The 22,586-nt window shown below is 61.2% G+C and carries 20 protein-coding genes; 9 read left to right on the forward strand and 11 right to left on the reverse strand.

The genetic code is table 11. From position 1 onward, the window contains the following. The first annotated feature begins 15 nt into the window (after window positions 1-15). Window positions 16-528, forward strand: coding sequence for a shikimate kinase (locus PP263_RS03575; protein ID WP_308367005.1), 513 nt, complete (start codon window positions 16-18; stop codon window positions 526-528). A 962-nt stretch (window positions 529-1,490) separates the two neighbouring features. On the opposite strand, the gene PP263_RS03580 is transcribed toward PP263_RS03575, so the two are convergent. After that, the gene (locus PP263_RS03580) at window positions 1,491-1,961 is read right to left on the reverse strand and encodes an Lrp/AsnC family transcriptional regulator (RefSeq protein WP_078085981.1); all 471 of its coding nucleotides are present in this window, start codon (window positions 1,959-1,961) and stop codon (window positions 1,491-1,493) included. A 243-nt stretch (window positions 1,962-2,204) separates the two neighbouring features. On the opposite strand from PP263_RS03580, the gene PP263_RS03585 reads away from it, so the two are divergent. Genes PP263_RS03585 through PP263_RS03595 form a run of 3 tightly spaced genes read left to right on the forward strand, consistent with a single transcriptional unit; the run spans window position 2,205 to window position 6,993 of the window. Then, window positions 2,205-5,768: an indolepyruvate ferredoxin oxidoreductase family protein gene (locus PP263_RS03585; protein WP_308367006.1), complete on the forward strand. Its 3,564-nt coding sequence runs from the start codon at window positions 2,205-2,207 to the stop codon at window positions 5,766-5,768. Further along, the gene (locus tag PP263_RS03590; RefSeq protein WP_308367007.1) at window positions 5,765-6,289 is read left to right on the forward strand and encodes a GNAT family N-acetyltransferase; all 525 of its coding nucleotides are present in this window, start codon (window positions 5,765-5,767) and stop codon (window positions 6,287-6,289) included. Before PP263_RS03585 ends, PP263_RS03590 begins: the two co-directional genes overlap by 4 nt. Window positions 6,290-6,330: 41 nt before the next feature. Then, on the forward strand, window positions 6,331-6,993 hold the full coding sequence (locus tag PP263_RS03595) for a class I SAM-dependent methyltransferase (protein WP_308367008.1): 663 nt from the start codon (window positions 6,331-6,333) through the stop codon (window positions 6,991-6,993). Window positions 6,994-7,047: 54 nt separating this feature from the next. On the opposite strand, the gene PP263_RS03600 is transcribed toward PP263_RS03595, so the two are convergent. Together PP263_RS03600 and PP263_RS03605 are read right to left on the reverse strand one after the other, a co-directional pair. Continuing rightward, a complete protein-coding gene (locus PP263_RS03600; protein WP_308367009.1) occupies window positions 7,048-8,325 on the reverse strand; it encodes a porin in 1,278 nt (425 codons plus the stop codon). Between the two features lie 65 nt (window positions 8,326-8,390). Beyond that, complete coding sequence (locus PP263_RS03605) at window positions 8,391-9,293, reverse strand: TraB/GumN family protein (protein WP_308367010.1); 903 nt, start codon at window positions 9,291-9,293, stop codon at window positions 8,391-8,393. A 205-nt stretch (window positions 9,294-9,498) separates the two neighbouring features. On the opposite strand from PP263_RS03605, the gene PP263_RS03610 reads away from it, so the two are divergent. Then, window positions 9,499-10,599 carry a glycosyltransferase family 4 protein gene (locus tag PP263_RS03610; RefSeq protein ID WP_308367011.1) on the forward strand — a complete coding sequence of 367 codons (1,101 nt, stop codon included), beginning with the start codon at window positions 9,499-9,501 and terminating at the stop codon, window positions 10,597-10,599. A 71-nt stretch (window positions 10,600-10,670) separates the two neighbouring features. Here the strand turns inward: PP263_RS03610 and PP263_RS03615 are convergent, their stop codons facing one another. The 7 genes from PP263_RS03615 to PP263_RS03645 form a co-directional block, all read right to left on the reverse strand. Then, entirely contained in the window at window positions 10,671-11,696 is a 1,026-nt protein-coding gene (locus PP263_RS03615; RefSeq protein WP_308367012.1) for an ELM1/GtrOC1 family putative glycosyltransferase, read from the reverse strand. Further along, window positions 11,678-12,658: a glycosyltransferase family 4 protein gene (locus tag PP263_RS03620; protein ID WP_308367013.1), complete on the reverse strand. Its 981-nt coding sequence runs from the start codon at window positions 12,656-12,658 to the stop codon at window positions 11,678-11,680. The genes PP263_RS03615 and PP263_RS03620 overlap by 19 nt, the downstream gene beginning before the upstream one ends. A 44-nt stretch (window positions 12,659-12,702) precedes the next feature. Continuing rightward, a complete protein-coding gene (locus PP263_RS03625; protein ID WP_308367014.1) occupies window positions 12,703-13,641 on the reverse strand; it encodes an ELM1/GtrOC1 family putative glycosyltransferase in 939 nt (312 codons plus the stop codon). A gap of 193 nt (window positions 13,642-13,834) precedes the next feature. Beyond that, window positions 13,835-14,383, reverse strand: a complete 549-nt coding sequence (locus PP263_RS03630) for an acyloxyacyl hydrolase (protein ID WP_308367015.1) — start codon at window positions 14,381-14,383, stop codon at window positions 13,835-13,837. 84 nt (window positions 14,384-14,467) lie between these two features. Further along, entirely contained in the window at window positions 14,468-15,625 is a 1,158-nt protein-coding gene (locus PP263_RS03635; protein ID WP_308367016.1) for a sigma-70 family RNA polymerase sigma factor, read from the reverse strand. A gap of 168 nt (window positions 15,626-15,793) precedes the next feature. Continuing rightward, window positions 15,794-16,438 carry a YceI family protein gene (locus PP263_RS03640; RefSeq protein ID WP_308367017.1) on the reverse strand — a complete coding sequence of 215 codons (645 nt, stop codon included), beginning with the start codon at window positions 16,436-16,438 and terminating at the stop codon, window positions 15,794-15,796. Between the two features lie 80 nt (window positions 16,439-16,518). Next, on the reverse strand, window positions 16,519-16,938 hold the full coding sequence (locus tag PP263_RS03645; RefSeq protein ID WP_308367018.1) for a hypothetical protein: 420 nt from the start codon (window positions 16,936-16,938) through the stop codon (window positions 16,519-16,521). Window positions 16,939-17,092: 154 nt separating this feature from the next. On the opposite strand from PP263_RS03645, the gene PP263_RS03650 reads away from it, so the two are divergent. From PP263_RS03650 to glcF, 4 genes are all read left to right on the forward strand, one after another. Then, complete coding sequence (locus tag PP263_RS03650) at window positions 17,093-17,434, forward strand: hypothetical protein (protein WP_308367019.1); 342 nt, start codon at window positions 17,093-17,095, stop codon at window positions 17,432-17,434. Window positions 17,435-17,628: 194 nt separating this feature from the next. Further along, a complete protein-coding gene (locus PP263_RS03655) occupies window positions 17,629-19,059 on the forward strand; it encodes an FAD-linked oxidase C-terminal domain-containing protein (protein ID WP_308367020.1) in 1,431 nt (476 codons plus the stop codon). Between the two features lie 50 nt (window positions 19,060-19,109). Beyond that, window positions 19,110-20,198 (forward strand): glycolate oxidase subunit GlcE, encoded by a 1,089-nt coding sequence (glcE, locus tag PP263_RS03660; protein ID WP_308367021.1) that lies wholly within the window; start codon window positions 19,110-19,112, stop codon window positions 20,196-20,198. Then, window positions 20,189-21,436, forward strand: coding sequence for a glycolate oxidase subunit GlcF (gene glcF, locus PP263_RS03665; RefSeq protein WP_308367022.1), 1,248 nt, complete (start codon window positions 20,189-20,191; stop codon window positions 21,434-21,436). The genes glcE and glcF overlap by 10 nt, the downstream gene beginning before the upstream one ends. Before the next feature lie 199 nt (window positions 21,437-21,635). Here the strand turns inward: glcF and murQ are convergent, their stop codons facing one another. Then, on the reverse strand, window positions 21,636-22,577 hold the full coding sequence (gene murQ / locus PP263_RS03670; RefSeq protein ID WP_308367023.1) for an N-acetylmuramic acid 6-phosphate etherase: 942 nt from the start codon (window positions 22,575-22,577) through the stop codon (window positions 21,636-21,638). Window positions 22,578-22,586 lie beyond the last annotated feature (9 nt).

Here is a 22,586-nt window from a genome sequence, read left to right on the forward strand (position 1 = left end):
TTGATAGCGAATCAAATGAAAAAATACAAAAGCGTTGTTCTGATCGGTATGCCGGGCGCCGGCAAAAGTACTTTGGGGGTGTTGCTGGCCAAAGAGCTGGCGATGGATTTTGTCGATACGGACTTGCTGATCCAGTCCCGGGAGGGCAAGACCCTGCAGGAGATCATGGACGGGAGCGATTATCTGAACCTGCGCCGTATCGAGGGGGAGGTGATCTCCAGCGCCGAACTGCCCAACCACGTGATCGCCACCGGCGGCAGTGTTGTGTACAGCGCGGAGGGTATGGCCAACCTGCGCCTCCTGGGCCCGGTTGTTTTTCTCCATTGCTCCGCGGCTGAATTGCGCCGCCGTATCCACAACTACGAGAGCCGCGGCATCGCCAAGGCCCCCGGGCAGAGTTTCGAGGAATTGTTTGCCGAGCGCGAGGCGCTGTATCGGAAATACGCGGATATCACCGTGGACTGCGACGGCAGGGATCTGCAACAGGTGCTGGGCCAGGTGTTGAAAGAACTGGAAACACTGGATTGACGGGCCCGGGAAGCTCATAGCCGGAGTCGTGGCGGCCCTGCTGCCGGTAGCCGTTCGTTCAACAGCCTCATCGGCAATCGTCTCTCGAACGGCTCCCGGCATCAGGGCCTTCGCTTCAGGCTCCGGTATTCTCTCCCGAGTCCCTGGTCCGAAGGGGAGGTCCCGGGCGGCCCTGCTACCGGTAGCCGTTCGTTCAACAGCTCATCGGCAAACGTTTCTCGAGCGGCTCCCGGCATCAGGGCCTTCGCTTCAGGCTCCGGTATTCTTTCCCGAGTCCCTGGTCCGAAGGGGGGGTCCCGGGCGGCCCTGCTGCCGGTAGCCGTTCGTTCAACAGCCTCATCGGCAAACGTTTCTCGAACGGCTCCCGGTATCAGGGCCTTCGCTTCAGGCTCCGGTATTCTTTCCCGAGTCCCTGGTCCGAAGGGAGGTCCCGGGCGGCCCTGCTACCGGTAGCCGTTCGTTCAACAGCCTCATCGGCAAACGTTTCTCGAACGGCTCCCGGTATCAGGGCCTTCGCTTCAGGCTCCGGTATTCTTTCCCGAGTCCCTGGTCCGAAGGGGAGGTTCCGGGCGGCCCTGCTACCGGTAGCCGTTCGTTCAACAGCCTCATCGGCAAACGTTTCTCGAACGGCTCCCGGTATCAGGGCCTTCGCTTCAGGCTCCGGTATTCTTTCCCGAGTCCCTGGTCCGAAGGGAGGTCCCGGGCGGCCCTGCTACCGGTAGCCGTTCGTTCAACAGCCTCATCGGCAAACGTTTCTCGAACGGCTCCCGGTATCAGGGCCTTCGCTTCAGGCTCCGGTATTCTTTCCCGAGTCCCTGGTCCGAAGGGGAGGTTCCGGGCGGCCCTGCTACCGGTAGCCGTTCGTTCAACAGCCTCATCGGCAAACGTTTCTCGAACGGCTCCCGGTATCAGGGCCTTCGCATCAAGTTCCGGTATTCTGTCCCGAGTCCCGAGTCCCGAAATTAAAGCGGCAACTGGGTAGTGTACTTCACCTGCTTGAGCGCAAAAGTGGAATTTACGGAAGCCACGTTGGGCAGGTGCACCAGCGAGCGTTTGAGCAACTGTTCGTAGTGCTCCACGCTGTCCACCACCACGCGCAATACGTAGTCCTTGTCTCCGCTGGTGGAGTAGCACTCCACCACCTCCTGCACATCCTGCACGGCGGATTCGAAACTGTTGAGGGACTCCTCGTCGTGGTTGTGGATGGTCACATAGCAGTATACTGTGACCCCTAGGTCGAGTTTACGGGGATCCAGTAGGGTGACGCGGCCGCGAATGATACCCTCTGCCTCGAGGCGTTTGATCCGGCGCCAACAGGGAGTGTGGGAGAGGCCCACTTTGTCTCCCAGTTCCGCCATGGAATAATCGGCATTCTCCTGCAGCGCCCGCAGAATTTTGCGATCGAAATCATCCAGGTCTGTCGAACGCTTCATATAAACTCCCATCCTATAAATAGTTATTTGGTCGAGATTTCTGTCATAATTTTATGCATAAATGCGTAAATAAAGCAATGTTCTGTTGCCCTTAACGCACTAGTATGGCCCGACCAGCCCGTCGCAGGTAAGGCCGTGTTTCTTGCGGTGCCCGCAAGAACGGGAGGGCAAGAGGCCCGGAATAAAATAATGACTGGTAGTCCGAAATCAGTTTCGAGCTAGGCAGATAACCGGAAGAGGCGTATGAGTGAGTATGTTGAGAGCCCCCAACGCGAGGCGGGCACCCAGGTCAGGCAGATTTCCCTGGATGACCGGTACACCACCCTCAAGGGGCGGGTACTGCTGTCCGGGATTCAGGCCCTGGTCCGTTTGCCCATCGACCAAATGCGCATGGATCGGGTCCGGGGTCTCAATACCGCCACTTTCATTTCCGGCTATCGCGGCTCTCCCCTCGGTGGATACGACCAGCAACTGAGCCGCGCACAGCAACTCCTTCTACAGCACAATATTCGCTTTGTTCCCGGTGTCAACGAGGAGCTCGCCGCGACCGCCGTGTGGGGCTCGCAGCAGGTGGGCTTGTTCGATGGCGCCCAGGTGGATGGTGTCTGCGGTATCTGGTACGGCAAGACCCCGGGAGTGGACCGCTCCGGCGATGCTTTCCGCCACGCCAATGCCGCCGGCTCCTCGCCGAAGGGCGGGGCGCTGATCATCGCCGGTGACGACCACGGCTGTAAGTCCTCGTCCTATCCCGGCCAGTCCGAATTTGCTTTCGTGGACATGCATATCCCGGTGCTCAACCCGGCCACCGTGCAGGAGGTGCTGGATTACGGCCACTACGGCCTGGAGCTGTCCCGCTTCAGCGGCTGCTGGGTGGCGATGATCACCCTCGCGGAAAATATGGACAGCTCCGCCACCGTGGACGTGGACCCCGAGCGGGTGCAATTCACCTATCCGGAAATCGAGCGTCCCCAGGGCGGCCTGAACATCCGCAAGCAGGACAACCCGCTGGAGCAGGAAGAGCGCCTGTGGCGCTACAAGCGTCCGGCGGCCCTGGCCTTTGCCCGGGCCAACAAGCTGAACCGGGTGGTGCTGGAAAACCCCGACGCCACCCTGGGTATCGTCAGCACCGGCAAGGCGCACCTGGACCTGATGCAGGCCCTGGAGGATATGGGCATCGACGAGCAGCAGGCGCGGGACCTGGGAATCCGTATACTCAAGGTGGGCATGACCTACCCGCTGGACGTGCCCGGCATCCAGGAGTTCGCCCGCGACCTGGACTACCTGTTGGTGCTGGAGGAAAAGCGCAGCCTGATGGAAGTGCAGCTGAAAGAGGAGCTGTACAACGTCCATCTGCAGGACCCGCATTTCCCGCGCATTATCGGCAAAGTGGACGAGCACGACCGCCCGCTGCTGCCCATGTACGGCGAGCTGTCGCCGGCGGTGGTGGCGCAGGTGCTGGGCAAGCTGCTGTCCGGCGGGACTCATGGCGGCGCACAACTGGGCGAGCGCGCCAGGCACCGGCTGATGCGCCTCGATGCACTGGCCGAGCGCATCTCGCAGCAGGCCGGTTCCAGCGTGTCGCGCCTGCCCATGTTCTGCGCCGGCTGCCCGCACAACCGCTCCACCAAGGTACCGGAGGGCAGCCGCGCCCTGGCGGGTATCGGCTGTCACTACATGGCCCAGTGGCTGGACCGGGAGACCTACACCTTCACGCAGATGGGTGCCGAGGGTGTCAATTGGGTCGGCCAGGCGCCGTTCACCAGCGAAAAACATGTGTTCGTCAACCTCGGCGACGGCACCTATTTCCATTCGGGCCTCCTCGCCATCCGCGCCTCCGTGGCGGCGCAGGTGAACATCACCTACAAGATCCTGTTCAACGACGCCGTGGCCATGACCGGCGGCCAGCCCCACGACGGTGAACTGCGCCCGGACATGATCTGCCGCCAGGTACTGGCGGAGGGTGTGCGCAAAGTGGTATTGGTGATGGATAACCCGGACAAGTACAAGGGCGCGCTGAAATTCCCCGCCCAGGTGGAAATCCGCCACCGCGACCAGTTGCCGGTGGTGATGCGGGAGCTGCGCGAGACCGATGGCTGCACCGTCATCATCTACGACCAGACCTGCGCCACCGAACTGCGCCGCAAGCGCAAGCGCGGCCTGTTGCCGAAGGCGGAAGGGCGCCCGTTTATCAACGAACTGGTGTGCGAGGGCTGTGGCGACTGTGTGCAGCAGTCCAGCTGCATCGCGGTGGAAAAAGTCCAGACCGCACTGGGCGACAAACGCCGCGTCAACCAGACCGTCTGCAACCAGGATATGTCCTGTGTCAACGGCTTCTGCCCGTCTTTCGTCACCATCAAGGGCGGCAGGCTGAACAAGCGTGCCGGTGTGGGCGACGTGCTGCGCACCGAGGCGGCCAGGCTGCCCGATCCGCAACTTCCGCAGTTGGCGGAACCTTACAATCTGCTGGTTACCGGCGTCGGTGGCACCGGCGTTGTTACCATCGGCGCGCTGCTGGCGATGGCCGCACATATCGAAGGCAAGGCCTGCAGCACCCTGGACCAGACCGGTCTCGCGCAAAAGGGTGGGGCGGTCTATTCCCATGTGCGCTTCGCCGCGCGGCCGGAAGCCCTGCAGGCTGTACGTATTTCCGACGGCCGCGCCGACGGCCTGGTGGCCTGCGACCTGATCGCCGCCGGCAACCTGGCCGCCTGTCTGGCCAAGCTGGACGAGAGCCATAGCCGGGCGGTGGTCAACACACACCTGAGCCCTACCGCCGCCTCAGTACTGGGCCGGGAGGACAGCCATTCGCCCCAGGCGGTGCTGGACAGCCTGGGCCAGGCGGTGCTGCAACTGGACGCGGTGGAGGGGCACAAGCTCACCAGTGCCGCGCTGGGCGACACGCTGGCGGCAAATATTTTTATGCTGGGCTTCGCCTGGCAGAAGGGCCTGTTGCCGCTGGGCCTGGAATCCCTGCAACAGGCCATCGAATTGAACGGCGTGGCGATCGAGGCCAACCTGCAGGGCTTTGCCGCTGGCCGGCTGGCCGCCGCCAACCGCGAGGCCCTGGACTCGCTGTTGGTGCGGGACGAGGAAGCGCAACTGCCGCGCACCCTGGAGGAGATCGTGGCTCATCGCGTCGAACTCCTCACCGGCTACCAGAACGCGCAGTTGGCACAGCGATACAAGGCGCTGGTGGACAGGGTCAAGGATGCGGAGATTCTCAAGGTGCCCGGCAGCGAAGCCCTGGCGGAAGTGGTGGCCCGCTACTATGCCAAGCTGCTGGCCTACAAGGACGAGTACGAAGTGGCCCGACTCTACACCGACGGCCGCTTCGTCAGGGCACTGGAGGAAAACTTCGCGGGCGATTTCGAGCTGGAATTCAATATGGCCCCGCCACTGATTGCGCCCTTCGACAAAGCCCTGGGCCGGCCGCGCAAACTCAAATTTGGGGGCTGGATGTACAAGGCCTTCGCTCTGTTGGCCAGGTTGAAAATCCTGCGCGGCACCGCGCTGGATATTTTCGGCTACACCGCCGAGCGCAAAATGGAGCGCGCACTGATTCGCGAGTACGAGCAACTGGTGGATGAGGTGCTCGGCAAGCTGAACGCCGGTAACCACGCCTCGGCCATCGAGCTGCTCAGTTACCCAGACGGCATTCGCGGCTACGGCCTGGTCAAGGAAGCCAGTGTGTTGAAGGCCCGCGAACTCCGCGACGTGGCGCTGGTCCGTTTCCGCGATCCCAAGGCCGGTGTCGCGGTGCCGTCGGTGGAGGTTTTCGACCCCTCCCATGCGCAGCAGGTGGGTTGACCGGTCAGGCTGAAGAGCACAGGGCGCGATGCGGCGATGCACCCGTTGAAGGCAGGGAGTGGGGTGAAACAGGTAACTACGTAACTGAAAACGAGATTATGAACGTTCAGTTGGTAACATCAGAAGATGAATTGGATAGGGTCGGCAAGGTTCTTTTGCAGCTCCGGCCCCAGTACAACTTGGACAGCCTTAAGGCCCAGATTCAATCACAGCAGAAATCCGGCTATCAACTGGCCTATGTCACATCTGCTGGTAAGGTTTTATGTGTGGCGGGGTTTGTTGTCGGCCAAAAGCTGGCGTGGGGTAAGCATATCTACATCGATGACCTTGTCACTGATGAGGAGCATCGATCTTCCGGAGCTGGCGCGTTCCTGATCGGCTGGTTCAAGGAGTATGCAAAGGAAATTGGTTGTAGTCAGTTGCATCTCGATTCCGGGGTTCAGCGATTTCCAGCGCACAGATTCTATCTGAGAGAAGGATTCAATATCACCAGCCACCATTTTTCCATTACCGGCCTGTAGTTCGTTAACAGGCACTTTTCAGCCAGGAGGGGGATAGACAGGTGAAACCTACAGCAGCGGAAATTGAAGCCGGTCAGGCTGTTTACACAAAGCGCGCACTCTCGGCCTATGACCTGATCGTGTTGGGAATATCCAATCGCTATATCTGGAGATGCCCGACGCACCTGATCGAGTCGCACTACAACAACAATGTAACCTCCAATCACCTGGATGTGGGAGTGGGTACCGGCTATTTCCTCGACCGTTGCCGGTTTCCGGCGGACGGCCCCAGGATTGCACTGATGGATATGAATGCCAACACACTGGAATTTGCATCAAAGCGGATAGAGCGGTATCGCCCTGAGACCTACCAGCAAAATATTCTGGAAGAAATTTCACAGCCCATAGAACCCTTTGATTCCGTGGGTATAAATTACCTTTTCCACTGCCTTCCCGGCGCAATCGAAGAGAAGGCGGTTGCATTGGATTATCTCAAAAAGTTGATGAATCCTGGAGCAACTGTATTTGGGTCGACCATTCTTCAGGAGGGGGTGGACAGAGGCTGGCTGGCTAAGAGGCTGATGGATTTCTACAACAAAAAAGGTATCTTCTCCAATTCGGAGGATAGCCTGGCGGGCCTGAAAACGGCTCTGTCCGATCGCTTTGACAATGTCGTCATTGAAGTAACCGGTTGTGTTGCGTTATTTTCCGGCAACGCTCGATAAGTTTGTGGGAAACTCTGGGCAGGCTGTCGGTTTTCGATTCCCTGTTGAAGCGTGTTACCAGTACATCTGCGCCCGTATCGCCAGCTGATTGGTCTTGTCCCCGGTAAAGTCGTCATCGCCAAAAGTGGCATTCAGCATAAAGCGCACCCGGGGATTGACGTAGTAGTTGAGGCCGAAAATCAAGCTGCTCGCCTTCAGGTCGTGAATGTCCCTGTTTCTGATGATGTCGTAACGGGCGGTGAGTTCCCAGGCACCGTATTTCCCCTCCGGCTTGGGGGATTTGAAAACGGCTTTGCCGGCATTGTAGGGCTTGTGTTCCCCGGTGATTATCCAACTGCCCATAACGTACCAGGCATCCACATGCTGATCGTCGATAAAGCAGCCGGTCACCGGGTCGCAGGCAAAGGGGGCAGGGACGCCAAAAAAATCCACGAAAGTTAATTCCGACAGAAAGTAGTCCCCGTCGTAGTCCGCATAGACGTATTCGGCCTGCCCGTAGAGGGGGCCGTAGGTTCCCGCCAATTCCAGGCCAGCGGAATTTACCGTGCCACCGCCGTCATCGATAAAGAATTCGTCGTCGCCAAAGTCTCCGAAGAAGAAGTTGTCGCCGCCGGGAGTGAGCGCTATCAGCTGGCGCGGGCCGCGCCGGCCGGCATAGATCACTTCGGCTTCCAAAGGCTCCGTATTTCGATTGGCATCTTCGTGGCTGAGGGATATGCCGAAGTGCAGGGTGCTCATGTCGTCGTTGATGGGTGTCCAGGTAAAGCGACTGGCGGCGCCCAGGCCTTCGTTGCGCGGGGTGCCGGCGTCCCGCAGGTTGATTGCCATGATGCCGAAGGTGTAGCAGTTGACGTGGGTATGCCAGCCAACCCCCTGCTGGAACTGGCGGCCCCGGTATATTCCGGTGCCACTGGTGAAGGGCCGTTCCATCATGGTGATTTCATTGGAGCTGGTCAGCTCTTCCATGGAGCGGTAGGGCTTGAACTGGCCGATGGTGAGGGTACCGCCGGCGAGGCCGGTGGCGATATAGACGTCGCGAAACCCGGAGAGGGTACTGCCGGCGGCAAAATCCTGCTCCAGTTTGTATTTCCAGTTGTACGCCTCCCCGGATAGGGTGATGCGCGCGCGGCGAAACTCCGTGGTGCTGATCGTGTCCTCGATATCCTCGTCGAACAGGTAGGTGTCGAAATGGATGCGCCCGCCCAGTGCGGCAGAAAAATTGCCGTCGTCGGAGGTGATTTTGAGGCCGCCCTTGGTTTCCGCCTTGTCGGCAACTGCCGGATTGCACAAAATTACACCAGCCAAGGCACTGATTTTAGCCAGCTTGTTCATCGACACCTCCCTGTGTGCCTTGTGCAGTTATATCCGGTATTGGCGCCTTTCGAGTGTAGCAGCTGTCAAAGCCGCTGCAATTTGAACCCCTTTTTCTGCAACAATTCGACCACACTTTCTTTTCCCACCAAGTGGCCGGCCCCGACAATCACAAACAGGGAGTCGTGGTTTTCACTGGTGCGGACGATTTTATCGGCCATGGCGCGATTGCGCTGGAAAAACAGCGCGTCGTAGAGTGGCCGGAATTCCGGGTTTTCGGCGAGCCCCTCGCCGATCACCAACTGATAGAGCTGTTCCGCATCGCCCTTTTTCCAGGCGCCGGTCATTCTGGGCACAAAGGTCTCTATCTCTTCCAGCTGTTCCAGGGTCTGCCGCAGCAACAGATCCGGGTTCTCCAGGCTGTTGAGCAATTGCAGCTGCTGCAGAACGCCTTCCAATTCCACGATGGTTTTTTTGTCCCGTTTGGCCTGCTGGAGAAAGTGGCGGTCGATTCCCAGGCTGGGGTCCAGCCCCTGGGACTGCATTTCCACCATGCTGAGGGTGATCATGGCGATGGCGGGGCGCTGGCGGACAAACAGGGGCTCCGGCAGTTGGCGGCTGTGCAGCCAGTCCTGGAGTTTGCGGTAGACATCGGGGGACAAGTCGTCGCGGAGGCTCCGCCCTGTGGGGTAGAGGGACTCCTGCATAATCTGCTGCTGCAGCGCGGCGTCGCCCTCCGCGGCCAGTACATCCGCTTCCACCACCAGCGCCCCACTGTCCGCGTAGGCCTGTTCGATCTGCTGGCGCAGGGGATAGAAGTCTGCGGTGGCCAGATGGACTGAGCCCAGCAGGTAAACCCGGCGGCCGTCCTTCTCCGCCTGCCAGAAAACACCCCGGTCGTTTGCAGCGCTGGCCAGGCCGGTGGCGAACAGCAGGAAAAAGCTGAGAAACAGCTGTGGCAAGCAGCGGAACTGTCGCGAATTTGTCATTTGGCATCTCCCTTTGTCGTTGTTGATTGGCATCTTAGCACGGCGCCCGGATGAGGCAGTTGCGCGGGGGCAGCGGTGGAGAAGCCTTTGTGGTATCCCGCGGGATGGAACTGGTTTTCAAAAATGCGTATTGCGGCTCGGCAAACGACCGCCAATCCATCACAATACAATGGTTGAATGGCCACCGCAGTGCACAAGCAGGTCTATGAGAATCGTACAAATATTGCCCGAATTGAACGGGGGCGGGGTCGAACGGGGCACGCTGGATTTCGCCCATGAGCTGGTTCGGTTGGGGCATGAGTCCATCGTGATCTCCAACGGTGGCGAACTGGTGCCGCGCCTGACCCTGCGGGGCTGTCGGCATATCGACATGCCGGTACACAAAAAGTCGTTCTGGTCGCTGCGCCTGGTAGGTCGCCTGCGGCGCCTGTTGGAGGAGCTGCAACCGGATGTATTGCACGCGCGCTCGCGTATGCCGGCGTGGATTGCCTGGCTCGCCTGGCGGGGCATGCCGGAAGGGCGGCGTCCACGGTTGGTGACTACTGCCCACGGTCTCTACTCGGCCAACTTCTATAGCGCGATCATGGCCTCCGGCGAGCGGGTGATTGCTGTATCCCAGTGTGTGGCAGATTATTTACAGCAACATTACGGCAAGAAGCTGCGCACTCCTCCCCGGGTGATTCACCGGGGGGTGAATACCCGGGAGTTCGATCGCAATGCCCCCATCTCCGGCCAGTGGCAGTTGCGCCTGCTCAACGACTACCCGCAACTGGAGGGCAAGAACTGGCTACTGATGCCCGCCCGCCTGACTCCCTGGAAAGGCCAGCGTACCTTCCTGCAGATGCTCGCTGCCATCTCCCGCCAGCGGGATGACGTGTTCGGTCTGGTGGTGGGTGCCGCGGACACGGGCAAAGAGAAGTACGCGCGGGAACTGGAGCAACTGGCCCTGGATCTCGGGCTCAGCGACAAGGTGTTGTTTCTGGGCCAGCGCCGCGATATGCGCGAACTCTATGCCAGCTCACAGATCACCTACAACCTCTCCGAACATCCGGAACCCTTCGGGCGCACGGTTACCGAGGCGCTGGCGATGAACTGCCCGGTGGTGTCCTACAACGACGGCGGTCCGGCGGAAGTGCTGCACAGTTGTTTTCCCCAGGGATTGGTGGAGCGGGGCGATCTGGATGCGCTGGTACGGGCGAGCCTGCAGATTCTCGACCGGCCGCAGTCGATCGATTTTACCGGTTTCAGTCTCGAAGAGATGACGGCGCAGACGCTGGAAGTCTACCAGGAGCTCTGTGCCGGCTAAGAGCTCAGAGCCGGGCGCGGAGAGTCCGCGCAAGCGTCCAAACAGGCTTTGAACGGTGCGCACGGCGCACCCTACCGGGTTGGAGTAGGGTGCGCCGCCCACACCATTTCTACCGCCTGCGGGCTGATCAATTCCCACAACTGAGTGATTAACCGTCGGCGCGCCGCACTGATTATTGCTTCCTGTGCTCTGCTGTTCTTCCCATTCCGATAACCGGCCAACTCGCTAATGGCCACCCTCTCCATCAATCCCATATCCTCGAATTTCTCCAGCGCCCGCCGGTAGCGACCCGGCATATTTGCCGACTGCGGACGCAGGCTGGTCAGCGGCCGCGCCAGGTTTATCGTTTCGCTCAGCATGGTCATGCTGTCCTCGGTGCAGAAAACCCGTTCGGCACTGGGAAGGATGTTCGCCAATGATGGCGAACTGTCTCCGGGCCAACAGCTGGCGGCGACGAAGGATTCCGGCAGGTGCCGGTCGCACAGTTGGCGCAGGTAACCGGGGCTGCGCCGCGAGCCGGCGACAATCCAGCGGATATCATTTTCTTCCGCGCACTCCCGGGCCCAGCGCAATAGCCTAGTCCAGTCCTGCCGCCGGTAACGGTAGCCGCTGCCGTCGCCGCCGAGCAGTAATGCCCAGCGGTTGGATTCTACTTTTCCACTGCCGACGCGGGCCGGGGCAAAATCCATCACAAGGTTGTTCGGCGGTGATCCCGCGACTGGCTCCAGGGTCAGCAGTGCGGAAAAATTTTTACAGGACAGGTGCCGTGGCGAGCCGATGAAAATATTGCGGCACCGCCAATACCGGGCCAGGGCGCTGTTGGCGAAGCTGGTATTGCCGCCGGCGGAAACGATCAGATCCGTGGGCTGTGTGGGCAGCTGTATCCGGTAGCAGCGCAGAATCCACCGGGCGGAGGTTGGAAATCGCTCCAGCCTGTTGCACGCGAAGGCCAGCGGACGGCGCAGCCATTTGAAGCGCAGCCGGCAGTCGGCTTCATGGACGGAAACGGATTGGCCGGAATGGCGTAGCCAGTCCGCCAGCCCCCGGGCCTGGTTGACATGGCCGGGGACGCCGTCGCTCAGAATGATGATGCGCACTGGGAAACCAGCTGCGCATACACCTGCCAGGTGGCCCTGGCCATATTGTCCAGGGTCAGCTCCCTACCGGCGCGGGCGAAGACCGGGGCGAAGTCCCGCCGCAGGCGCTGCTTATCCTGCAGTGCGGTGCGCAGCTTTTGCGCCAGGTGGGCCGGTTCGCGATCGTCCAGCAGATACTGGTTGGGAATGTATTCACCGGCGTTGCCGACGCGGCTGGCTACCACCGGGCAGTGGTTCAGCAGTGCCTCGATCAAGGTGTATGGGGCGCCCTCGTTGCGCGAGGGCATTACCAGCAGGTCCGCCGCGCGCATAAAGGCGCTTACCTGGTCGGAGTGGCCGATAAAATTCACCCGGCCGCCCAGTTGCAGTCTGTCGCTGAGTTTTTGCAGGTTTTCCTTTTCCGGACCTTCCCCCAGTACGATCAGCTGGGTATCCGGAAGCTCCGGCATGGCTTGCAGCAACAGATCTATCCCCTTGAGTTTGACCAGACGCGCGACCACAAGCAGTGTGGAACTCGCGGCTCCGGGGAATTCCACCGGCGCCGCGGCCCGGACAACGGTGTCGACGCCGTTGGGGATAATGTTCCAGGACAGGCGCGAGTTGGCTACCGCGGTATGGCTGACCGCAATGCGTGCGTTGAAGGCACTGGCCAGTTTGTCGCGAGGATGGCGGACGTTGTGCCGGGTGATTACCTGCCGGGCATCGGTGTATTTCTGTACCGCCGCGAGCAACTGCGCGGACTTGCTGCCATGGCCGTGGGCGATCTGGTATTCGCCGGCGCGGATCTGGTTGGCCAGGCGCCAGATCAGCGTGGGGTGGTGACGGCTGCGGTCGGTGTTCAGTGGAATGAAATCCACCGCCTCGTCCAGGGTGGCCCGGTAACGCGGGTGGGCGATCACCGATACCCGGACGCCGGTGTTGTGCGCCTGCCAGCGGGACAGGTCCGCTACGTGTTTTTCCATTCCGCCGTGCTCACGGCTGGCGATAAGATGACAAATACTCTGGATCATACGGTTGCCAACCCGGTATTGGTTTCTCCGGCCATGCGCTCCAGCAACAGCTGGGCACAGCGCAGGTGCTCATTGAGTGGCGCGCGCCTCTGGTTGGGAAAGCCGCGCAATTGCCACAGGGGATAGGGGGTGATTTCGCCGCACTCGCTCAGTTGGCGGATACCGCGCAGCAGTTTGTTGCAACGTCCCCGGGGGGACAGATTCAGTACGCCGACCGCCGCATGGCTGTTGAGGGCCTCAAACAACATGGAGGCGCTGTCCGGGCTGACCCAGATCTCCCGCGCGGCGGCGATAATCCGCGGCAGCCAATCGCTGCCGGTATCGCGCCAGTGGACGTACTGGCATCGATCTCCCAGCGCCGCCAGCATTTTCCTGGTGTCAGCGGGGGTTCGGCGGCTGTCCGCTACCAGCCAGTGCAGGTCCGGACGCGCTTCGCAGATACGATTCAGTTGCCGCACTATGTGCGCGCTGTTCCAGGTGAAATAGCGATTTTCCCCGCCCAGAAGAATCAGGCCACAGGGTTTTTCTTCCGTGCTTATTTTCACGCTGCCCGGCGCCAGGACCCCGCGGCTGGCGATCACATTGCCGAGCAGGGGCGGGCGGTCGTGCTGTGGAACTATGGCATAGTCGAACCAGCTGGCGGGCAGGGTGGGGCGCATGAGTACCACGGCGCGGCCGCCGTGGCGGTTGCGGGCGCTGAGTAGGGGCAGGTGTGTTTTGTGCCCGGCACCGACAATCAGGTCCGGTTCTGGAAGGTGATTCCCGCGGACAAAGCGATTGTCCAGCCACTCGTGCCATTTTTCCGCCGTGGAATAGCGGCAGTCGATTCCGTAGCTACGAATGGATTGCAGGCTGGCGAGGCCCTGCAGCAGGCCGTCCACCTGCTTTTCATGGCCGCGATTGCCGTCGCGCAACGTCCATATTGTCAAGTTCATGGTCACCCCGCTCGGTTATGCGAGATATTTTGTGCGGGCCTTGTTACAGGAGTTTGATTGAAATATGACTGTGTGGAGACGGGGTCAGCAAAGAAACGGCAGGAGCGGCCGTTGGCCGCGTTCGATCTTTCCCTGTAGCGCAGTTTGATCGCGGCCAGCGGCCGCTCCTACAGGGGAGAGCCGGGTGCCGGTATCAATAGTTGAAATGCCAGTTGATCGACGCAAAATCGAAACCCGGATTGGGTCTATTGGTGTAGCCGTTGGAAAAATGGCTGTAACGAAGCGACAGTACATCACCACCGGGCAGCCGGTAGCCGCCGGCAAAGTGCAGGGCGAAATTCCATTTGGTGGTGAGGTCGATTGCGCCGAAACTTTGATTGGACAGGTAGGCGGCACCCACACCGGCCTCGGCAAAAAAGCCCTGGGGTTCCGCTTTCGGGTACCAGCGCAGCACCGGTTTCAGCTCCAGGATATTCTGGTGCTGGGTCTCTCCGCGGTGCTCCTCCCGCAGGCGCGAGTAGCTGCCCTGGAACCACCATTGCCAATTGTTATCGCCGATTACATATTCCGCGAAGCGGGAGGAATAGTTAATGCCAAGCATTTCCGCGCTGGCGATGGAGTGCCGCTGGATCAGTGCATCGTTCAGGCCCTTGCCGGCACTGACGATCAATTCCTGTTCTGCATTGGCGGGAGAGGAGATTAAAAAGACGTACAACAGCGCGGCGGCCGGCAATCGATACATGATTTATCACTATTTAAATCGACAACCGATAAGCCTAGCGGGATATCCGTCATTGGCAAGACCTATTTCTCCCGCTGATCACCCTTATCGCCATTGTCGCTTCAGTTGCCGCAGCGCATCCGAGTGCAGCTGGCGCGCACGCTCCTGGCTGAGGCCCAGTTGCTCGCCGATAACCCGGAAAGAACAGTCCCGGTCGGAGACGAGCCCGTAGCGCAGGTTGAGTACGGTGCGCTGGCGCGCCGGCAGCCGCGCGACGGCTTCGCGCAGGCGCTGGGCCAGTTCCTGGTTGGTGACCAGTTCATCGGTATTGAAGAGTTCGTCCGCCGGTGCGTAGTCCAGGCGGGTGCTGTTCTGGTCGTCGGTCACCGGTTCGTCGAGGGAACCTGTGGGGCCGGGCAGTTTGAGCAGGCTCTGCACCCGTTCCAGGTCCAGGCCGGTGTATTTCGCCAGGTTTTCGTCCGAGGCGGGCAGGCCCTCGGCGCGCACCTGGCCGATGGCGCGGTAGATGGCGCGCAGGTCATCCTGCACATTGGCGGGCTGGCGCACCAGATCGTCGTTGCGGCGCAGGGCGAGCTGGATCTCCTGCTGTATCCACCAGTAGGCGTAGGTGGAAAACCGGTAGCCCATCTGTGGCTTGAAGCGCTCGATCGCCTTCATCAATCCCACGTTACCCTCCTGGATCAGATCGATAAATGGCACCGAGGGGTTGCGGAAGCGCTTGGCGATGGCGATCACCAGGCGCAGGTTGCACTGGATCAGTTTCTTTCGCTGCTCCTGGAAGCGTCGCAGCAGGCTCTGCAGGGAGCTGCGATCGCGCTGCGGCAGCTTGCGGTCGGCGAGCAGGTCCTCGGCCCGGGCGATGATCAGGCCGTGATCATAGGCGCCGGTGCTGCCGCGCTGCTCCACTCCTTCACTGCGAAGCTGCACCAGCTCGATGCCGCGCTTCTGCAGCAGGGCGATCAGCTTGTCTTCCAGTTCACGCAGGAGGCAGGTGGTGGTGTGTTCCTCTTCCGGAGTCAGCAGTTCCAGCCGGTACAGATGCTTGAGATAGGTCTGCATCGGCGTGCTGCTGCTCTCGGAGACGGACTCCTCGGCGGCGGATAACTCCGCCGGATCGAGTGGCTCGGTATCCGGGGGAGCATCGGGGCTGGTGGGTTCCTCCGGGAGGTTGTTCCGGGGGAACTGTTCATCTGTGTCCTTCAGCCATTCTTCATCCCTTGAGTAAAAGTTTTCTCGGGACAAGTGCGTAGACCTTCTGTTGGCTGTGCGACTGACTCGCGGACCTCCGTCACGGCGGCCGTTTGGCGCCTAATTCGTGGTCCGGTTCTCTTGAATATAGATGAATGTAGAATTCTGCGCCTGGATAAGAGTGACTGGGAGGTTTTGGTGGTGCATGGGGCGGGGGGATGGTCAGTCGGTGCGGTTGGCGCGGATGTCGTAGCTGAAGTCGATGTCCTCGGCCACCCGCAGCGCGCCCAGGGCGGCGCTGAAGGGCTGCAGCCCCAACTGCCGGTGGCTCAAGGCAAACTGGCCCCGCGCGCGCAACTGGCGCCCGTCGAACTCCACTGTGGCGGGCAGGCGCACCGCAATGCTGCGGCCCAATATCCGGATGGTTACCGGAATATCGACCTGTTGGCCACTGCTGACCACGGCGCTGCCGCTGAGTTGCATCTGGGGAAACTGGTCGCCTTTCAACAGCTTATCGCCCAGCATATTGGCGCGGGTGCCGGCGACTGCCTTGGCCGAGGGTTGTGCGGAGAAGTCCCCACCGTAGCGGCTGCGCAGCGCGGGGTTGTCCACCACAAGCGCCGCTACCGGTATGTTGAGCTCGAAGCTGGACTCCTGCGGTGGCGTCTCCAGTTGGACATTGCCGCTGACGCCACTGGCGGAGATCACGTGATTGTGCCCCAGTCCGGAGAGGGCGCCGGCGCGGTACACGCGCCAGTGGATGTCGGAGGCGGCGGAATCTATCCGGTAGCGGCCGGTTTCGGCACTCGCCGCGGCAGAAATAAAGCACAGCAGGAGAGCGAGCAGAGACAGCCGTTGGCGATACATGACGGGTCCTTTTTACCGAGTGCGCGCCATCATAGGGGAAAATATTTTCCGCTGCAGCGGAATTCCAATCCCTGGTTTTTCTATTTCACGCGCTTTACCCGCATACTGCGCCCGCCATCGGCCTGCTTCATAAAGAAGGAGCCGAATAGTGCCCGCTCGATGATTACCATATCGCCGCTTTTCCAGTTCACCCGGGTGCTGTCGTTCTGCCGCCAGACCTGGCCGTTGGTCAGGGTGATCTGCAGTTTTCCATAGGCGGCGTCCCGGATTTCAGCGATCGTGGCGTTGATGGAATCCGGTGCCTCCTCGGCGATCTGCTGCTGCTCGCGGCCGAAGCTTTGTTCTGCCCGTTGCTCCAGGCTGCTGCCCAGCGCGTCGTAGCAGGCCAGTCGCTCGCTGTCGTTTTGCATCCCGGCGCAGCGCTGCATTTGATCGGCGAGGGAGTCGGCACCGGCAGTACCGGCAAGCAAAAGCCAGGGAATAAACAGAAGACTTCTCATAATGACAGTTTCGCTAGTTTGGGTGGGCAGATTTTGCCTCAGAGGTTAGGAGTAAACAAACGGAAACGTGCTAACAGTCACATTTTTGGTCTGACCTCCGTGGAACAATAGGTTCCGTCTATAACCATAAATTCGAACTGTCAGGGGTTGGAAAATGAAGAAACTCATTATTCCCGCAATCGTCATCGCCGCCGTCGGCGGCTATTTTTACTACCAGAATATGGAGCCCGCCACCGCCGAGGATGAAATCTTAAAAGAGATGGATGCCGCGGTGGAGGAGGCCGGTGCGGCTGAAGCGGAAGCGGCCGAAGAAACTGGCGTCATTGCCACCAACGATACGGCAGAGGTGGAGGGCGATGTATTCGCCGACGCGCCCGAATTGATGGAGGAGGATGCCGAAGACGCCATGGAAGCCGCTGCCAGCGAAGCAGAGGAAATGGCCGAGGAGGCCATGGACGAAATGCCGGAAGACGAGATCGATCACGCGGAAGAGTAATTTTCCGGAGATAAAAAAATACCCGGGCAGCCCCCGGGTATTTTTTTCTGTTCCACCCCACCCCTGCCTCTCCTGAGTATTGAACGGTCTGTCGCTGACCCCGCCCACCGCATCTGTCTGACCCTATCTGTCCTATCCGGAGCCCACTTCTTCTACAATGTCGGCGAAGAAAGCGGTGATTGGAAAATTGCGACGTGAATAACAACAGCAGCCAGCTGCTGCACAAGCTGCGCCAACTGCTGCCCCGCGAGCGGCTGCTGACCGAGCGCGAGCAGTTGGCGCCTTTCGAGAGCGACGCGCTGCCGGTTTACTGCGAGCGCCCGCTGGCGGTGGTGCTGGCGGAGTCGGAAAAGGAAATCGTCGCCGTGGCGCGCCTGTGTGGCGAGCACCGGGTGCCGCTGGTATCCCGCGGCGCCGGCACCGGTCTTTCCGCCGGAGCCAAGCCGCATGGACGTGGTGTTCTACTGGTCACGGCACCCATGGATCGTATCCTTGCGATCAACACCCATTCGCTGACTGCCCGGGTACAGCCGGGGGTGCCCAATTTGCAGATCTCCCAGGCCGCGGTCCGGCACGGGCTCTTTTATGCACCGGATCCGTCATCGCAAATCGCCTGTTCCATTGGCGGCAATGTGGCGGAGAACGCCGGCGGTGTGCACTGCCTAAAATATGGCGTTACCGTGCACAATGTGATCGGCCTGCGCCTGGTGACCTGGGAGGGAGAGATACTCACCCTGGGCGGCGAATGCCTGGCACAGCCGGGCTACGACTTGCTGGCACTGGTGCACGGCTCCGAGGGCTGCCTGGGAATCGTCAGCGAAATCACTGTGAAACTCACCCGGGTACCCGCCGAGACACGCACCCTGATGGCGGATTTCGCCAGCATTGGTGCCGCCGCTGATGCAGTGTCGGCCATAGTGCGCGCCGGCGTGGTGCCGGCGGCACTGGAGATGATGGACGCACTGGTGATCTCCGCCACCGAGGCGTTCTGCCAGGCCGGCTATGACCTGGATGCCGCGGCCATTCTATTGATCGACCTGGACGGCGATCCCCTGGAGGTGAAGGCGGAAATGGCGCTGGTGGAAGCGGTGCTGTGCAAATTCCAAGCTACCCGGGTGCAGCGGGCGCAGGACGAAGACCAGCGCCAGCTCTGGTGGAAGGGGCGCAAGAGCGCCTTCCCCGCCATCGGCCGCCTGGTGCCGGACTACTACTGTATAGACGGCACTGTGCCGCGCCACCGCATCGGCGATGTGCTTCAGGCCATTGCCGAGTTCGCCGAGGGGTACCGTTTGCGGGTGGCCAATGTGTTTCATGCCGGCGACGGCAACCTGCATCCGATCATCATGTTCGACGGTCGCGAGCCGGACGCGCTGGAACGGGTCGAGGCGCTGGCTGCGGATATTCTGGAGTATTGTATCCAGGTGGGCGGCACCATTACCGGCGAGCACGGAGTGGGCACAGAGAAATTCAACCAGATGGCGATCCAGTTTGGCGACGCGGAGATTGAGCAGTTTCTGGCAGTTAAAAAAGCGCTGGATCCGCACGGGTTGCTGAACCCGGACAAGTTGATTCCCTCGCTGGCGCACTGCCGCGAGTATCGTGTGCTGAGAAAAAAACATGATTGAGTCGAACCGCGTACAGAAAACCGTAGGGTGGGAATTTATAGAGATGCCCAGTGGCTGAACAGGATCGCACCCTGGAATTGCAGGCCGCGCTGGAACAGGCGCTGGCCGGGGACACGCCCGTCGCAATCCGCGGCGGCGGCAGCCGTGCCCATTTCAACCTGGCACTGGGGGACAACCCGCTCAGCACGGCCGCGCACCGCGGCGTGATCGACTACCAGCCGGACGAACTGATGTTGCGCGTGCGTGCGGGCACGCCCATCGCCGAACTGGAAGCGCTGCTCGCCGCCGAGGGGCAGCGCTTTGCCGCAGATGTTCCGCAACCCGCCGAGCACAGCACCATAGGCGGTGCCATCGCCTGCGGCTGGGACGGCCCGGCGCGCCCCGCCGGTATGTCCCTGCGCGACACTGTGCTCGGCTGCCGCATGTTGAACGGCCGCGGCCAGTTGGTCAGTTTTGGAGGCCAGGTGATGAAGAATGTCGCCGGCTATGATCTTTCAAGACTGCAGGTGGGCGCTCTCGGCACCCTGGGTGTATTGCTCGATGTATCCCTGCGCCTGCTGCCGCAACCGGAGTGCACGGAGAACCGCAGCTTTACTGTAAGTGCCGGGCAATTGCCAGACTGGTGGGAAAAACTGCGCGCGCTGCGCCCGCTGCTGCGCGCCAGCTGCTTTGTGGGTGCGAGCGGCTTGGGGGACGCCGGCGGCTTGATGGAGGGAAAGCTGCACCTGCGCCTCAGCGGGCGCAAGACGGCGCTGAAAGCGGCGCTGCAAAAGCTGGGCGGTGAGCCGAGCGCCTTCGACTGGCGCGCGTTGCGCAACCTGCGCCACGAATTCTTTAGCGCCCCGCAACTCGCCTGTGTTGTCCTGCCGCATTTCGCAGAGTTGGATATTCCCCTTGAAGAGACCCTGATCGACTGGGAGGGTGCGCGTATCTGGGTGCGCAACGGCGATGGTGTGGCCCTGCAGCGTGCGGCGGCGGAGCGGGGCGGGTTTGTGCGTGTACTGCGCGGCCCCGCGCTTCCGGTAGCCAGCGGCGCTGGCGACTGGCCGCGGCGGATCAAAAATGCTTTCGATCCCCGGGGGCTGTTTAACCGCGAACTCTTTAATACGTATTTCGGTGGAGGGCAGGCATGCAGGTAAAACTGCTCGATGGACTGCTGGAAGAGAGCGATGCGCAGCGCGCCGAGCAGGTGCTGAACGCCTGTGTGCACTGCGGCTTCTGCACCGCCACCTGTCCTACCTATCTGCTCGCCGGCAACGAACTGGACAGCCCCCGCGGGCGTATCTACCTGATCAAGGAAATGCTGGAAACCGGTAGCGCCGGAGAGCTGACCCGCACCCACCTGGACCGCTGCGTGACCTGCCGCAGCTGTGAGACCACCTGTCCTTCCGGGGTGGAATACCACAAGCTGGTGGCCATAGGCCGGACCACCAGTGAGCGTCTGGCACCGCGCAACGTTTTCCAGCGCGGCCTGCGCGTCGCGCTGCGCAAGCTGATGTTGTCGCCGCGGTTGTTTGGCGGCCTGCTCGCCGCGGGGCGTCTCGCGTCACCGCTACTGCCGGCTTCCCTGCGCCGGGTTTATTTCCCGTCACGCAAGCGCGCCCGGCCGCTGCCGGGCAAACCGGTGGAAGCCCGGACGGCGGCGGTGATTCTACTGCCCGGCTGCGTGCAGCCGTCGCTGCGCCCGGAAATTGACACTGCTTTTGCGCGCATTCTGGATTTCTTCGGTGTGCCCTTATTGCAACCGGCCGCCGCCGGCTGTTGTGGGGCGGTCAGTCAGCACACCAGTGCTGAGGAGGAAGCGCGGGAGCTGGCGCGGCGGAATGTCGACTGCTGGTGGAAGCTGGCGCAGGGCCGCGAGGTGCGCGCCATAGTTTCCACTGCGACAGGTTGCGGCGCCCAGTTGCATGACTACCCGTTGTTGCTGGCCGATGACCCGCACTACGCGGCGCGCGCGCAGGCGCTGAATCAGCTGATGCGCGATCCGGTGGAGCTGCTGGAGGAATTGCTGCAAGAGAAATCTCTGCGCTTGCCCGCCGATGCCCTGAACGGTCGTTTTGCTTTCCACTGCCCCTGCACCCTGCAACACGGCCTGGGTTTGAACGGCCGGGTGGAGCGACTGCTGGCGGGATTTGGTCTGGATCTACCGCAGATCAATGACGCGCATTTGTGCTGCGGTTCCGCCGGCACCTATTCGATATTGCAGCGGAAATTCTCGCAGGCGCTGCGTCGCAGGAAGTTGGCCAATCTGCAGGCGAGCGAGCCGCAGACCATTCTCACCGCGAATATCGGCTGTCTGCTGCATTTGCAGGGAGGTACGGAGACGCCGGTGCGGCACTGGTTGGAACTGCTGGCGGAGGCACTGCCAAACGATTAGTACAGCGCTATAAGTTGGCGTTGCACCTGTAGGAGCGGCGACCGCCAGGGATGGCGGAAATGCAGATTTTGCAGGGAGCAAAAATCTGTCCATGGCCGCGATCGAGGTTCGGGAAAGACGGATAATCCGATCGCGGCCATGGGCCGCTCCTACAGGGTGGTGCTGTTCGATTACGTCGTGATCGTGAAGTGAAGGGGATTTATTTCGTCTTTCCCTGTTTGCTGTTCTCCACCCGCTGCAGCGCCAGGCGCAGAAACCCGTCCGCCTCTTTTAGTGCGCGTTCCGCGGCTTCCCTGTCCAGGCCGCTCAGAATCATCATGATCGCCAGTTTGGCATTGTGGCCGCACTGGCTGAGTACCCGGTCCGCTTCCTCGAACGACACGCCGGTGGCCTCCATCACAATGCGCCGGGTGCGGCCGACCAGCTTGGCGTTGGTGGCCTTGACGTCCACCATCAGGTTGAAAAAACTCTTGCCCAGGCGAATCATACTGGCGGTGGTCAGCATATTCAGTACCAGTTTTTGCGCAGTGCCGGATTTCATGCGGGTGGAGCCGGTGAGGACTTCCGGGCCTACGTCGGGCAGTATGGCGATATCCGCCTCATCGGCAATGGCGGCGGTGGGGTTGCAGGATAGCGCTACCGTGGTGCATCCGAGTTCGCGCGCGTAGCGCAGGCCGCCGATCACATAGGGGGTGCGGCCACTGGCGGCGATGCCCACCACCAGGTCGCGGGCATTCAGGTTGATATCCTGCAGGTCCCGGCGGCCCAGTTCCGGGTCGTCCTCGGCTCCCTCCTGGGCGCGCAGGAAGGCGGCCTCGCCGCCGGCGATCAATCCCACCACCATATCTTCGCCGACGCCATAGGTGGGCGGGCACTCCACCGCGTCCAGAATGCCCAGGCGACCGCTGGTGCCGGCGCCCATATAGACCAGCCGGCCGCCCGCTTTGAATGCTTCGACAATCGCGTCCACCGCCGCGCCGATTTGCGGCAGCACTTGGCCCACCGCTTGCGGCACCTCCCGGTCGGCCCGATTGATCTTTTGCAGGACTTCCAGTGTCGGCAGCAGGTCTATGTCCAGAGTGTCGGGGTTGCGCGCTTCGCTGGTGAGGCCGCCGAGTTCGCGGATCAGTTCGGGGTCCACGGATTTATC

Source organism: Microbulbifer sp. TB1203 (assembly GCF_030997045.1).
Taxonomy (GTDB): domain Bacteria; phylum Pseudomonadota; class Gammaproteobacteria; order Pseudomonadales; family Cellvibrionaceae; genus Microbulbifer.